This is a genomic window from Pseudomonas corni, from assembly GCF_057128765.1.
In genome coordinates this window covers 74,322-87,926 of record NZ_JBSKHW010000010.1, presented here as the reverse complement: position 1 = coordinate 87,926, position 13,605 = coordinate 74,322, and the positions used below count along the sequence as shown (strand labels likewise).

Genomic DNA, 13,605 nt, shown 5'->3' with positions numbered 1-13,605 from the left:
GTGGCGTGTAGCTCTGTAGGAGCGAATTTATTCGCGAGAGGCCGGTGCGGGCCACACAGCTCTATGCTCGCGAAGCCGGCTCGCGAATAAATTCGCTCCTACAGATATGCATCACGCGCTCTGCAGTTTCTTCTCGATCACATCCATCAGCATCCCGCCGATATCAGTGCCAAACGCGTTGTCGATCTCGCGAATGCAGGTCGGGCTGGTGACGTTGATTTCGGTCAAGTGCTCGCCGATCACATCAAGCCCGACAAACAGCAAGCCTTTTTCACGCAGGGTCGGGCCGATTTCAGCGGCGATCCAGCGATCACGATCCGTCAGCGGACGCGCTTCACCCCGGCCACCGGCCGCCAGGTTGCCACGGGTTTCGCCCGCAGCAGGAATGCGCGCCAGGCAATACGGCACCGGTTCGCCATCGACCATCAGGATGCGTTTGTCGCCGTCCTTGATCGCCGGCAGGTAGGCCTGCGCCATGATCTGCTCCTGGCCGTGCTTGGTCAGGGTTTCCAGAATCACCGACAGGTTCGGGTCTTCGGCGCGATGGCGGAAGATCGACGCACCGCCCATGCCGTCGAGCGGCTTGAGGATCACATCGCCATGCTTGGCCGCGAATTCACGCAGGATGTCCGAACGGCGGCTGACCAGAGTGGGCGGCGTACACTGCGGAAACAGCGTGGCGAACAGCTTCTCGTTGCAGTCACGCAGGCTTTGCGGCTTGTTGACCACCAGCACGCCAGCGCGCTCGGCCTGCTCCAGCAGATACGTGGAGTAGACGAATTCCATGTCGAACGGCGGGTCCTTACGCATCAGGATCACGTCCAGATCGTCCAGGCCGCTGTCGACTTCGGCTTCCAGCTCAAACCAGTGGGCCGGGTCAGCGAACACTTTCAGCGGTTTCATCCGCGCGCGGGCCTGGCCTGCGTCTTGATACAGGTCGTGCTGCTCCATATAGAACAGTGACCATCCCCGCGCTTGCGCTGCAAGGAGCATGGCCAGCGAGCTGTCCTTTTTGTAGGAGATGCGCTCGATGGGGTCCATGACAATTCCTAGGCGAACGCTCATGGGCAATATCCTCTGGTCGGTAATGGCCGCAATGGCCTGAAAATAGGCGTCAGGGTGGCGCTGTGCTTGCTCTGGGTCAAGGGGCACACGCTTTATGGATTGCGTCTGGAGAGTGTGCTAAAAAGGCTCGGCATCGGGCTCGGTGCCCCCTGCGTTCGACCCGTCTAGATCGGGGGTTGACGATCCCGGCCCTTACCAGGCACCCAACGCAAGGCGACCCATCCGATTCGCCGCGGCGAGGGTAGAGCAGACATGGAACAGCATTCAGCCCCATTGAAAGTGATGGTCATCGACGATTCCCGTACGATTCGTCGTACCGCCGAGACGCTGTTGAAAAACGTCGGTTGTGAGGTCATTACCGCCATCGACGGCTTCGACGCGCTGGCAAAGATTGCCGATAATCACCCGCGAATCGTCTTTGTCGACATCATGATGCCGCGTCTGGATGGTTATCAAACGTGTGCATTGATCAAGAACAACCGGGCGTTCAAGTCGACGCCGGTGATCATGCTGTCCTCCAAGGACGGACTGTTCGATAAAGCGAAGGGCCGGATCGTCGGTTCTGACCAGTTTTTGACCAAGCCTTTTAGCAAGGAAGAACTGCTGAGCGCGATCAAGGCCCATGTGCCGGGTTTCGTCGCAGTAGAACAACAACTATCTTGATACCGGCCCACCGTTGATGGGCGGCTGTTCCTATGGGGAAACACCATGGCTCGAATTCTGATCGTCGATGACTCGCCGACCGAAATGTACAAGTTGACCGGCATGCTCGAAAAGCACGGTCACGAAGTCCTGAAGGCCGAAAACGGTGCCGATGGCGTGGCCCTTGCGCGTCAGGAGAAGCCCGACGCTGTGTTGATGGACATCGTCATGCCGGGCCTCAATGGCTTTCAGGCCACCCGTCAGCTGACCAAAGATGCTGACACCAACATGATCCCCGTGATCATGATCACCACCAAGGATCAGGAAACCGACAAGGTCTGGGGCAAACGCCAGGGCGCGCGGGACTATCTGACCAAGCCGGTGGACGAAGAAACCCTCATGAAAACCCTGAACGCGGTTCTTGCGGGCTGATCGCCGGCAGGCAGCCATGGCTCAGTCACAAACCGCGTTTCAACTGCTGCTCGATATCGATCAGCGATGCCGCTCGCTCGCGGCGGGACTGCCGTTGCAGGAGACCCGTCAGCAGGGCTGGAGCGGTATCGGTTTTCGGATGGGCGAGCATTTTTACGTCGCGCCCATGGGCGAAGTCGGCGAAATCCTTCACGAACCACGCTATGCAGCGCTACCAGGCGTCAAACCCTGGATCAAGGGCCTCGCTAATCTGCGCGGACGCTTGCTGCCGATCATGGATTTATGTGCGTTTTTTGGTCACGAACTCTCCCCGCTGCGCAAACAGCGGCGAGTATTGGTGATTGATCATCAGGACGTCTTCGCGGGCTTGCTGGTGGATGAAGTCCTGGGGGTTCAGCACTTCAACGAACGCAGCCTGATGCCCGAAACACCAGGCAGCTGCGAGGCTCCGATTGCGAACTTCGTACAGGGGCAGTTTTTGCGTGAACAAGCCTGGCTGGTGTTCAGTCCCAAATCCCTGGTGCAATCGCCCGGATTTATGGATGTAGCGCTGTAATGTTGGGCGTCGATGATGTGCTCAGCCTTTTCCAATGCCCGAATGCAGTGGGTCCAGGCGGGGGCCTGATCAATGAGTAACACTGGTAAATCACTCGAAGGTGCGCGCAGTCGCTCGCTGATCCTCGTCCTGTTCGTGGCGCTGATTATCTTCATCATGCTGTTGTTCGCCAACTTCGCGTACCTGAGCACCCAGTCCAATTACGACAAGCAGTACATCGGCCATGCTGGCGAGCTGCGCGTGTTGTCTCAGCGCATCGCCAAGAACGCCACCGAGGCTGCCGCCGGTAAGCCCGCAGCGTTCAAACTGTTGGCCGATGCGCGCAATGATTTTGACTTGCGATGGCAGATCCTGAAGAAGGGCGACAAGAACACCGGCCTGCCCGCAGCGCCCGGAAACGTTGAGGGCGAACTCAAGGCGGTGCAGACCGACTGGGAAAACCTGCGCAAAAGCACCGACGTGATCCTTTCCCGTGAACAGACGGTGTTGTCGTTGCATCAAGTGGCCGCAACCCTGGCCGAGACCATTCCGCAGCTGCAGATCGAGTCCGAAAAGGTCGTTGATATCCTTCTGCAAAACCGCGCGCCTGCCACTCAGGTGGCGTTGGCGCAACGTCAGTCGTTGCTGGCCGAACGCATCCTTGGCGCTGTGAACACCGTGCTTTCCGGTGACGAAACCGCTGTGCAGGCCGCCGACGCATTCGGTCGAGACGCCAATCAGTTCGGGCGCGTATTGAGCGGGATGATCGACGGCAATCCCGCGCTCAAGATCACCCAGGTCGAGGACAAAGATGCCCGTGCGCGTCTGGCCGAGATTGCCGAGCTGTTCCAGTTCGTGTCGGGGTCAGTGGACGAGATTCTGGAGACCTCTCCCGAGCTGCTCGACGTGCGCGAGGCCGCCGGCAACATTTTCAATCTGTCGCAGACTTTGCTGGACGAAGCGTCGGTGTTGGCCAACAGCTTTGAGCACATGGCGGGTGGGCGACTGCTGCACAGCTATGGCGGCTACTTGCTGGGCTTGCTGGCGCTGGGTTCGATCATCCTGATCGGTCTGGTGATGGTCCGGGAAACCAATCGCCAGTTGCGCGAAACGGCTGAAAAGAACGAGCGCAACCAGACCGCGATCATGCGCCTGCTGGATGAAATCGAAGACCTTGCCGACGGCGATCTGACAGTTGCCGCCTCGGTGACTGAAGACTTCACCGGCGCCATCGCGGACTCCATCAACTACTCCATCGACCAACTGCGCGAGCTGGTGGCGACGATCAACCTGACCGCAGAGCAGGTATTTGGCGCCGTGAAGGACACGCAGACCACCGCCACGCAGCTGGCCGCGGCGTCCGAACATCAAGCGCTGCAGATTGCTGCGGCTTCGAACGCGATCCATGACATGTCGGCCTCCATCGAGCAGGTGTCGGCCAACGCCTCGGAATCATCCTCGGTGGCCGAACGTTCGGTGGCGATTGCCAACAAAGGTAACGAGGTGGTGCACAACACTATCAATGGCATGGACAACATTCGCGAGCAGATTCAGGACACTTCCAAGCGCATCAAGCGCCTGGGCGAATCGTCCCAAGAGATCGGCGACATTGTCAGCCTGATCGACGACATTGCCGACCAGACTAATATCCTGGCGCTCAATGCCGCGATTCAGGCATCGATGGCCGGTGACGCCGGTCGCGGCTTTGCGGTGGTGGCCGATGAAGTGCAGCGACTGGCCGAGCGTTCATCGTCAGCGACCAAGCAGATTGAAACCCTGGTGCGGGCCATCCAGAACGACACCAACGAAGCCGTTATTTCCATGGAGCAGACGACCACTGAAGTGGTGCGTGGAGCCCGATTGGCGCAGGATGCCGGGGTGGCTCTGGAAGAAATCGAAGGCGTTTCCAAGGTCCTCGCGGCCTTGATCGACAGCATCACTAACGCCGCCCAACAGCAGGCGGCGCTGGGCCAGCAGATTTCAGAAACCATGATGGTGATTCAGCAGACCACCACGCAAACCACGTCGGGCACCGCGGCCACCGCCAAGAGCATGGGCAACCTGGCGAAGATGGCCAGCGAGATGCGGCGATCGGTGTCCGGTTTCACGCTGCCGACACGAGACAGGCATTGATCGCCTTGAGATATGAGCGGAGTCATCATGGCTGATCGGCACGATTACGTGGCCCTGGAGTGGGTCAAGGGCGAGATCGCCGAGACCCTCAAACAGGCCAGACAATCGCTGGAAATCTTTGTCGCGAGCCCCGATGACTCGACGGCGATGGACGCCTGTCTGGACGCCATCCACCAGGTCCACGGCAGCCTGCAAATGATCGAGTTCTACGGCGCAGCGCTGCTGGCCGAAGAGATCGAGCAACTGGCGCTGGCGTTGAAGCAGGATCGCGTCAGCCGGCAAGCTGAGGCCGTGCAGCTGCTGACATTGGCGCTCGGCCAATTGCCCGTCTATCTGGATCGCATTCATTCCGCGCGTCGCGACCTGCCGCTGGTGGTGTTGCCGCTGCTCAACGACCTGCGCAGCGCCCGAGGCGAAAGCCTGCTCTCGGAAACCAGTCTGTTCGCCCCGCAATTGCTGGCGGTGCCTGAACTGGACGCCCAAACCCTGGCCCTGCGCGACACGCCTGAACTGCCAAGTCTGCTGCGCAAATTGCGCCAGACGTTGCAGACCGCACTGGTCGGCCTGCTGCGTGAGCAAGACTTGCAAAAGCAGTTGGGCTACATGACCAAAGTCTTCGCCCGGCTTGAGCTGCTGTGCAAGGACGCGCCTCTGGAGCCCTTGTGGCGTATCGCCTCGGCGCTGGTGGAAACCATGGCCAGCGGCAATTTCGCCAACAGCCCCGCGCTGCGCAGCCTGTTCAAGGACGCCGACAAAGAACTCAAGCGCTTGCTCGATCACGGCATTGTGGCGATCAACCAGCCTGCGCCGGACGAGTTGCTCAAAAGCCTGCTGTTTTATATCGCCAAGTCCGACAGTCAGGCGCAGAAGATGCTTGATCTGAAGGACCAGTACGGCCTCGACGACGCCCTGCCTCACAGCGCGCTGGTTGATGAAGAGCGCGCGCGCATGGCCGGGCCTGATCGCGACGCGATGCGATCGGTCATCGTGGCGCTGTGCGATGAATTGGTACGCACCAAAGAGCGGCTGGACGTTTTCGTGCGCGGCGACCGTCAGCACGTCAGCGAACTGAGTGCGTTGTTGCCGCCGCTGCGGCAGATCGCCGATACGTTGGCGGTGCTGGGTTTTGGTCAGCCGCGCAAAGTGATCATCGATCAACTGGCAGTCGTGCAAGGTCTGGCGCAAGGGCAGCGTGAAGCCGGTGATGCGGCGTTGATGGACGTGGCGGGCGCCTTGCTCTACGTCGAGGCCACCCTCGCGGGGATGGCTGGCACGGTGGACCAGAGCAGTCGCGAAGAAAGCCGCTTGCCCACCACCGATCTGAGCCAGATTCACCAGTTGGTGATCAAGGAAGCCCGCGTCGTCCTGCAGCAAGCCAAGGACGTGATTGTCGATTACATCGATGGTGAATGGGACCGCGAGCGGCTGGAGCCTTTGTCGGCATTGCTGATTCAAGTGCGCGGCGCGCTGGCGATGATTCCATTGGCTCGCGCGTCGGGGCTGTTATCGGCGTGCAACGATTACATTCTTGAGCACCTGTTGGTCGAAGAAGGCCGACCGGCGCAGACGCAGCTCGACAGCCTCGCCGAAGCGCTGACCGGAGTTGAGTATTACCTGGAGCGCATGGCTGAAGACCCGGAAGCGCCCGGTGAGCACGTACTGGATCTGGCACAGGCAAGCCTGGCGAAGCTGGGTTACTCGCCGGCTCCCGATGCAGTCGAGCTGCCGGTGCTCGAAGAGGTCATCAGCGATCAGGAAATGGTTGATCTGCGTGCCCGTCAGGCCTTGGTCAGTCCAACCCAAACGATTGCCGAGGTCCTGGCCGTTCCGGTTTCCGCGGTCAATCCGCCTGCGCGGCACGTACCTGCCAGCCTGCTGCCGCCGCCCAAGGGCGAGGCTGGCGTGGATGACGAACTGCGCGACGTCTTTCTTGAAGAGACCGACGAGATGCTCGCCGCGCTGCACCGCTACTTGCCGCGCTGGTTTGCCGACACCGATGACTTCCCCGCGCTGACCGAGATCCGTCGCGCCTTCCACACGCTCAAGGGCAGCGGCCGAATGGTTCGCGCCTTGATCCTGGGTGAGCTGGCGTGGTCGGTGGAAAACCTGCTTAACCGCGTGCTGGAAGACAGCGTCGAGCCTGGCCCTGCCGTGCGCGGACTATTGGCGGACGTTCAGGCTTTGCTGCCGGACGTAATTCGTGACTTTGCCGAAGATGTACAGCGTCAGCGCGACGATGTCGACGTGTTGGCTGCGCGGGCTCATGCGTTGTCCAGGGGTATGGACCTGCCCGACGAGCAAGCTGCCGACGAACAAGATGTCGCCGCTACCGCTGAGCCTGTCGATGAGGCAGAAGAGGGTTTTGACCCTCAGTTGCTCGGGATTTTTCGTCAGGAAGCCCAGACCCATCTGGAAACCCTCAATCGTTTTATCGATTCGGCCCACGATGTTGATTCGCTGGTGTTCAGCGACGAATTGCTGCGCGCGCTCCATACGCTCAAGGGCAGCGCTTACATGGCTGGGGTGTTGCCAATGGCCGAGTTGGCCAGTCCGCTCGATCAATTAGTGCGTGAGTTCAAGACCAATCAGATTGCCGTCGCCGAGTCCGAAGTCGAGCTGTTGCGGGCCAGCGAGCCTCTGTTTCGCGCAGGTCTGGCGCAACTGGACGATGATCCGTTGCGCCCCATCCCCGGTGCTGCGCAGTTGATCGAGTCGGCACGGGCGTTGCTCGATGAACGCATGGTCGCTGCCATGAGCGCGGCCGATAACGGCCTGCGCACTCGGCCCAATCCCAAGCTGATCGAGACTTTTCTGGCCGAGGGCATGGACATCCTGCTCGACGCCGAAAGCCTGCTCACACGCTGGCGGCAGCACCCCGGCGAGCGTCAGGAATTGACCGCGTTGCTGGACGAGCTGACCATGCTCGGTCACGGCGCGCACATGGCCGATCTGCCGCAGGTGGATGAGCTGTGCGAAGCGTTGCTGGACCTGTACGGCGCGGTGGAAGAAAGCAGTCTGGGTGTCAGCGAGCGCTTTTTTCATGAGGCCGAAAACGCTCATGAAGCGCTGATCAACATGCTCGATCAGGTCGCCGCCGGTCAGCAGGTGGAGCCTTGTCCCGAGCGTATTGGCGCGCTTCGCGAATTGCTCGATGGAGCTCTTAATCCGAATGCGATGGGCGTCATCAACCGCGATGACGACGGCACGCTGAGCCTTACCGATTTACCTGCGGTGCAATCCGAATCAGAGGCGCCTGCGGTTGCCGAGTCACGGGACGCGCTGGACCAGGAAATTGTCGAAATCTTCCTTGAAGAAGCTGTCGACATTCTCGACAGCGCAGGCCAGGCCTTGCAGCGCTGGCTGGACGATCCTGAAAACCCCATGCCGCTATCGTCATTGCAGCGTGATCTGCACACGCTCAAAGGTGGCGCGCGGATGGCCGAAGTCGAGCCGGTGGGTGATCTGGGGCACGAACTGGAGTCGTTGTACGAAGGGCTGATCGACCGTCGTTGCAGCTACAGCCCGACACTAGGTGAGCTGCTGGTACGCAGTCACGATCATCTGGCGCTGATGCTCGAACAATTACAGCACCACAAGCCGTTGACCTCGCCGCAGCCTGTGGTCGAAGCCATTCGCGAGTTCCGTCAGAACAACTGCTACAGCCAGCCGAACGAGCTGGAGACTTCACCGCCGCGCAATGTCGGTTCGATGATTCAGACGCTGAACGAGCGCGACCCTGAGCTGTTGGAAATCTTCCTCGAAGAAGGCTACGACATCATTGAAAGCTCCGGCGCGGCCCTGGTGCGTTGGCAGGCCGATCCGCAAAACACGCTGGAAGTAGAAAACCTCTTGCGCGATTTGCATACGCTCAAGGGCGGCGCGCGGATGGTGGAAATCACGCCGATTGGCGATCTTGCCCACGAGCTTGAATCACTTTACGAGAGCCTGGCGTCCGGCGGCCTGAAAGAGAACAGCGCGCTGCTCAACGGCCTGCTTCAAAGCGGCCACGACATGCTGGCTGACATGCTCGACGCTGTTCGGGCTTACGAGCCGTTGCCCAATCCGGCTTTGCTGATCGAAAGCATTCACCAGTACTCGGCCTCCGGTGGCGTAGGCGAGGTGGTGAAAAAACCGATTGAGGCGCCAACCGTTGTATCGCTGCCGGTTGATCCCACCACCCAGCCCTTGACCCCTGATGCAGATGCCGAGCGCACAGGCCCGGAAATGGTGAAAGTTCCGGCTGAACAACTGGAAGACCTGGTCAATCTGGCAGGGGAGACGTCTATTTTCCGGGGGCGCATCGAACAACAGGTCAGCGACGCTCAGGGCACGCTAACCGAGATGGAAACGACCATCGAACGGATGCGCGACCAATTGCGGCGTCTGGACATCGAAACCCAGGGGCGGATTCACAGTCGCGATCAGATCCAGGCCGAGCGGCTGGGCTATGAAGAATTTGACCCGCTGGAAATGGACCGGCATTCGCAGTTACAGCAATTGTCCCGAGCGCTGTTTGAGTCTGCGTCTGACCTGATGGACCTCAAGCAAACACTCGACACGCGCGCCCATGATGCCGAAACCCTTTTGCAGCAGCAGGCCCGGGTCAACACCGAGCTGCAGGAAAGCCTGATGCGCACGCGCATGGTGCCGTTCGAGCGAATGGTGCCACGCCTGCGGCGTATCGTGCGGCAGGTGTCCGGCGAGCTGAATAAGAAGGTCATCTTCGACGTCATCAACGCCGAAGGTGAAATGGACCGCAACGTGCTGGAACGCATGGTCGCGCCGTTGGAGCACATGCTGCGCAACGCCATCGATCATGGCCTTGAAAGCACTGAAAAACGCCTGCAAACCGGCAAGCCGGAAGCCGGCCATATAACCCTCAGCCTCGCCCACGAAGGTGGCGACATCGTCATTGAAATGAGTGACGACGGCGCCGGTGTCGATTTTGAAGCGGTGCGGCGCAAGGCGATCAAGCGCGGGATGATCAGCCCTCAGGCAGTGTTAAGCGATCACGACACGTTGCAATTCATCCTGCAGGCGGGCTTTTCCACGGCTGAAACCATCACCCAGATTTCAGGGCGTGGGGTCGGCATGGACGTCGTTCACGCCGAAGTGAAAGAGCTGGGCGGATCGATGGTGATCGATTCCAAATCCGGGCAGGGCGCGCGTTTCCGTATTCGTCTGCCGTTCTCGGTGTCGGTCAACCGGGCGCTGATGGTGCAGTGTGGCGAGGAACAGTACGCCGTACCGCTCAACAGCATCGAAGGCATCGTGCGGGTCATGCCCGTGGAGCTGGAGGCTTATTACCAGGCCAGTCCGCCGCGTTATCAATACGGCGAGCGGACCTATGAACTGCGCTATCTCGGTGAGCTGCTAAGCAACACCCACCCGCCCAAACTGTTGGGGCAGACGCAACCGCTGCCGGTGCTGCTGGTGCATGTGCACGACCAGTGGCTGGCGGTGCAAGTAGATGCGTTGGCAGGCTCGCGGGAGATCGTGGTGAAAAACCTTGGCGTGCAGTTTTCAGGCGTGCAGGGTATTTCCGGCGCGACGATTCTGGGGGACGGCAGGGTGGTGCTGATCCTCGATCTGTTTGCCCACATCCGCAGGTTTCATGCGCGTCAGCTGGCGCTGCAAGCATCTGGCGAAAGCCCCGCGCGTTACATCGAAGCCGAGCAGGCAAAGCCATTGTTGGTCATGGTGGTGGACGATTCGATCACCGTGCGCAAGGTCACCGGGCGCCTGCTTGAGCGCAACGGCATGAACGTGCTGACCGCCAAAGATGGGGTCGACGCGATGGCGCTGCTGCAGGAGCACACGCCTGACATCATGCTGCTGGACATCGAAATGCCGCGCATGGACGGCTTTGAAGTTGCCAGCAAAATTCGCGCGGACGAGCAGCTTAAGCATCTTCCGATCATCATGATCACTTCCCGCTCCGGTCAGAAACACCGAGATCGTGCTTTCGCTGTCGGAGTGAATGACTACATGAGCAAGCCCTATCAGGAGGCCGCTTTGCTGGAGAGCATTGCGCATTGGAGCCATGTGCATGTCTGACACCACTAGCCAGACCGCACGCTTGTCCAGCCTGACGGGCTTGCTCTTACCACTTAGCGACCGCTTTTTACTGCTGCCCAATGTCGCGGTCGCAGAGTTGATCGACTATCAAGACAGCGTTGCCGACCCAGGTGCGCCACAGTGGTATCTGGGTCCGATCAACTGGCGTCATCTTTCTTTGCCACTGCTCAGCTTCGAAGCCGCCTGCGGCAGTCGGGCGATTGTCGGTGGTCGGGCGCGCATTGTGATTCTCAACGCGTTGGGTGGCCGGCCTGATCTGAAATTCATCGCGCTGCTGACCCAGGGCATCCCCCGCTCTTGCAAGGTCGACAGCCAACTGAGCTACGTCGACGTACCGCTGGACGAACTGGAATTGGCCGCCGTGCAGGTTAGCGATACCGTGGCGAAGATCCCTGATCTGGTGGCGTTGGAGCAGTGGTTGGTGGACGCCGGGGTGGTGCAGGTGGTGGGGCCGGGGATTTGAGGGGGAACGATCGGGTTTGGCGCGGGACGAGGTTTTAAGTTTTACCTCGCTCGGTGCGTTGATGCAGAACTCTTAAAATTTGTACCTGATGTTTGTTCACCCGGTAAGGGGCTACAAACGGTAGACGTGGAAAAACCAGCTCTCTCACACCAGGCGTTTGCGATGGACGCCCCATCCCGCTAAATGTGCCCAATTGCTCAAAGACTTCAAGCATTTGAAGGATTACCGTATTGGCTGCAGAATCTCCCGCGATTGAAGCGCAATACTCGTGAATAGCGTCCAGGTCGCTTTGAGCTTTTTCAGTCAGCGCTATTTTGAGCACGCTTTACCCACTTTGCTTTTACGATCTCCAAGTCGGTCAATTTACCCGCCTCGGCTTCGGCGATCCCTACGGCAATCGCTTGCAGGTGCCACGACTCCGACTCCAGGTATGCCGTCAGTGCGCGTTTGAGATGGTACTGCCGGTCGCGGTCTGTGGCAGATGCCAACTGATCAAGCTGATTCACCAAATCTTCCTCTGCTCGGAACGACAGCACTGGCGATGCCATGAAACCTCCAATTTCCCCGACGTATACGTTGTATACGGATATGGGGAAAGTACCGCTCTCTGGTTCTTCTTGCAAAGTTTCAGGCGCTTGCGTCGTCAGGCATAGATGGAGTGAGCTTACCCTAGGCCGCTGATCTTCCTGCACTACATAGTTATTGCCTCATCAGTCAGTTACGAAATGTGAGGTCAACCCGCCTCTGCCGAAGGCGTAAGCACACCGCATCGCGACCGTCGGAACCTCCGGTGGCTCCCACAGGGACGAGTCATTACGTTGGAGCAAATGGGCGGCATTGCGACTTGCCCGCGAAGCTGACGACGCGCAGTGTCTGGCAGTTGCGGTGCCAGCTTCGCGTAGCGTCAGGCATTTGCCCGAGAGCGTAATAGCTTCCGTTGGCTTTTGCGGGATCGTGACGACGCCTTCCTAGACAACGAGCCGAATAAGCGACATATTCGGCTCATTCAGTGAGCCGAATACTTCCATTCGGCTCATTTCCATTGAGGCCTTAGGTGAACGAGCTAAACCGCTGGATCTGGCAGCACCCAAATTGGCCCGCATTTACGTGGAATGCCGACCAACTTGCGCCTGTTCTACGTGCCTGTTCCCGGGCACAGGGTCGCCTGCTGGGTATGCTGGAAGCGCAAGGCGTCGATGCCAATGCCCAATCCGAGCTAGATGCGTTGCTGCAGAACGTCATCACTTCGTCGGCAATCGAGGGTGAACAACTGAATGTCGGCTCAGTGCGTTCTTCGCTGGCGAAACGTCTCGGACTGGTCCCGGATCAGCGAGTAAACCCACGCAGTGAGGGGCTGGCCGAGTTGATGCTGGACGTGACGCAACAGCACCATGGCTCGCTGACAATGGTTCGACTGCTTCACTGGCACCGGCTCCTTTTCCCCACCTCCGAAACGTTGGTCGCACACAGAATCAACGTTGGTGCGCTGCGTGGTGAAGAGCCGATGCAAGTGGTATCCGGACGACTTGATCGTCCTGTCGTGCATTTTGAAGCTCCGCCGCGAGACGCACTTGACCAGCAGCTTGAAGATTTTTTCTATTGGTTTGACACCAGCCACTCCGACACCACTCTTGACCCCCTATTAAGAGCAGGCATTGCGCACTTCTGGTTCGTGACGCTGCATCCCTTCGACGATGGCAATGGCCGGTTGACCCGCGCAATCACCGACCTGGCACTCGCGCAGGCGGAAAATCACTCCATCCGGTTTTATGCGATGTCTGCCAGCATTCTTGCCGACCGACAAGGCTATTATCAGATCCTCGAAACATCGCAAAAGGGCGGGCTGGACATCACCACCTGGCTCATTTGGTTTCTGCAAACCCTGTTGCATACCCTCGGCCAAGCCGGCCAGCGCATCGCACGGGTCTTGGACAAGGCCAGATATTGGCAGCAGCATCGCGACCACGGATTGTCGGCTGAGCAAACCAAAGTGCTTAACCGCTTGCTCGATGGCGATTTACTCGTAGATAAACCTGGATTCGAGAACGGCATCAGCGCCGCGCAGTATCAGGCTGTCGCCAAGGTCAGCAAAGCCACTGCCACCCGCCATCTCTCCGATCTGCTGGGAAAGGGCTGCCTGGTAAAACTCCCCGGTGGCGGTCGCAGCACTCGCTACCAAATCAACTGGCAAACCTGATCGTTACCCTGACCGTAACGATCCCTTCATTTGCTTGATTGATGCGCCGCACCGATCGCT

The 13,605-nt window shown here is 59.4% G+C and carries 10 protein-coding genes; 7 read left to right on the top strand and 3 right to left on the bottom strand.

Annotated features, from left to right (window positions below; all coding sequences use genetic code 11):
- Positions 1-111 precede the first annotated feature (111 nt).
- The gene (gene gshB / locus ACWKV9_RS16475; protein ID WP_483837196.1) at positions 112-1,065 is read right to left on the bottom strand and encodes a glutathione synthase; all 954 of its coding nucleotides are present in this window, start codon (positions 1,063-1,065) and stop codon (positions 112-114) included.
- Between the two features lie 252 nt (positions 1,066-1,317).
- Between gshB and pilG the strand changes: the two genes are divergently transcribed.
- From pilG to ACWKV9_RS16445, 6 genes are all read left to right on the top strand, one after another.
- On the top strand, positions 1,318-1,728 hold the full coding sequence (pilG, locus tag ACWKV9_RS16470; protein ID WP_483837195.1) for a twitching motility response regulator PilG: 411 nt from the start codon (positions 1,318-1,320) through the stop codon (positions 1,726-1,728).
- Between the two features lie 45 nt (positions 1,729-1,773).
- Positions 1,774-2,139 carry a twitching motility response regulator PilH gene (gene pilH, locus ACWKV9_RS16465; protein ID WP_002551739.1) on the top strand — a complete coding sequence of 122 codons (366 nt, stop codon included), beginning with the start codon at positions 1,774-1,776 and terminating at the stop codon, positions 2,137-2,139.
- 16 nt (positions 2,140-2,155) lie between these two features.
- On the top strand, positions 2,156-2,695 hold the full coding sequence (locus ACWKV9_RS16460; protein ID WP_483837194.1) for a chemotaxis protein CheW: 540 nt from the start codon (positions 2,156-2,158) through the stop codon (positions 2,693-2,695).
- A 72-nt stretch (positions 2,696-2,767) separates the two neighbouring features.
- Positions 2,768-4,807 (top strand): methyl-accepting chemotaxis protein, encoded by a 2,040-nt coding sequence (locus tag ACWKV9_RS16455; RefSeq protein WP_483837193.1) that lies wholly within the window; start codon positions 2,768-2,770, stop codon positions 4,805-4,807.
- Positions 4,808-4,834: 27 nt separating this feature from the next.
- The gene (locus tag ACWKV9_RS16450) at positions 4,835-10,864 is read left to right on the top strand and encodes an Hpt domain-containing protein (RefSeq protein ID WP_483837192.1); all 6,030 of its coding nucleotides are present in this window, start codon (positions 4,835-4,837) and stop codon (positions 10,862-10,864) included.
- Positions 10,857-11,348, top strand: coding sequence for a chemotaxis protein CheW (locus ACWKV9_RS16445; RefSeq protein WP_483837191.1), 492 nt, complete (start codon positions 10,857-10,859; stop codon positions 11,346-11,348). The genes ACWKV9_RS16450 and ACWKV9_RS16445 overlap by 8 nt, the downstream gene beginning before the upstream one ends.
- Positions 11,349-11,382: 34 nt before the next feature.
- On the opposite strand, the gene ACWKV9_RS16440 is transcribed toward ACWKV9_RS16445, so the two are convergent.
- Together ACWKV9_RS16440 and ACWKV9_RS16435 are read right to left on the bottom strand one after the other, a co-directional pair.
- Positions 11,383-11,670, bottom strand: coding sequence for a type II toxin-antitoxin system RelE/ParE family toxin (locus ACWKV9_RS16440; RefSeq protein ID WP_483837190.1), 288 nt, complete (start codon positions 11,668-11,670; stop codon positions 11,383-11,385).
- Positions 11,648-11,896 (bottom strand): CopG family ribbon-helix-helix protein, encoded by a 249-nt coding sequence (locus ACWKV9_RS16435; RefSeq protein WP_483837189.1) that lies wholly within the window; start codon positions 11,894-11,896, stop codon positions 11,648-11,650. The genes ACWKV9_RS16440 and ACWKV9_RS16435 overlap by 23 nt, the downstream gene beginning before the upstream one ends.
- A gap of 506 nt (positions 11,897-12,402) precedes the next feature.
- Here ACWKV9_RS16435 and ACWKV9_RS16430 point away from each other — a divergent pair.
- The gene (locus tag ACWKV9_RS16430; protein ID WP_483837188.1) at positions 12,403-13,545 is read left to right on the top strand and encodes a Fic family protein; all 1,143 of its coding nucleotides are present in this window, start codon (positions 12,403-12,405) and stop codon (positions 13,543-13,545) included.
- The last annotated feature ends 60 nt before the right edge of the window (positions 13,546-13,605 follow it).

What these genes read in the sequence shown, in the direction of transcription:
- gshB (WP_483837196.1), bottom strand. Translation starts at nt 1,065, where the DNA reads ATGAGCGTTCGCCTAGGAATTGTCATGGACCCCATCGAGCGCATCTCC.
- pilG (WP_483837195.1), top strand. Translation starts at nt 1,318, where the DNA reads ATGGAACAGCATTCAGCCCCATTGAAAGTGATGGTCATCGACGATTCC.
- pilH (WP_002551739.1), top strand. Translation starts at nt 1,774, where the DNA reads ATGGCTCGAATTCTGATCGTCGATGACTCGCCGACCGAAATGTACAAG.
- ACWKV9_RS16460 (WP_483837194.1), top strand. Translation starts at nt 2,156, where the DNA reads ATGGCTCAGTCACAAACCGCGTTTCAACTGCTGCTCGATATCGATCAG.
- ACWKV9_RS16455 (WP_483837193.1), top strand. Translation starts at nt 2,768, where the DNA reads ATGAGTAACACTGGTAAATCACTCGAAGGTGCGCGCAGTCGCTCGCTG.
- ACWKV9_RS16450 (WP_483837192.1), top strand. Translation starts at nt 4,835, where the DNA reads ATGGCTGATCGGCACGATTACGTGGCCCTGGAGTGGGTCAAGGGCGAG.
- ACWKV9_RS16445 (WP_483837191.1), top strand. Translation starts at nt 10,857, where the DNA reads ATGTCTGACACCACTAGCCAGACCGCACGCTTGTCCAGCCTGACGGGC.
- ACWKV9_RS16435 (WP_483837189.1), bottom strand. Translation starts at nt 11,896, where the DNA reads ATGGCATCGCCAGTGCTGTCGTTCCGAGCAGAGGAAGATTTGGTGAAT.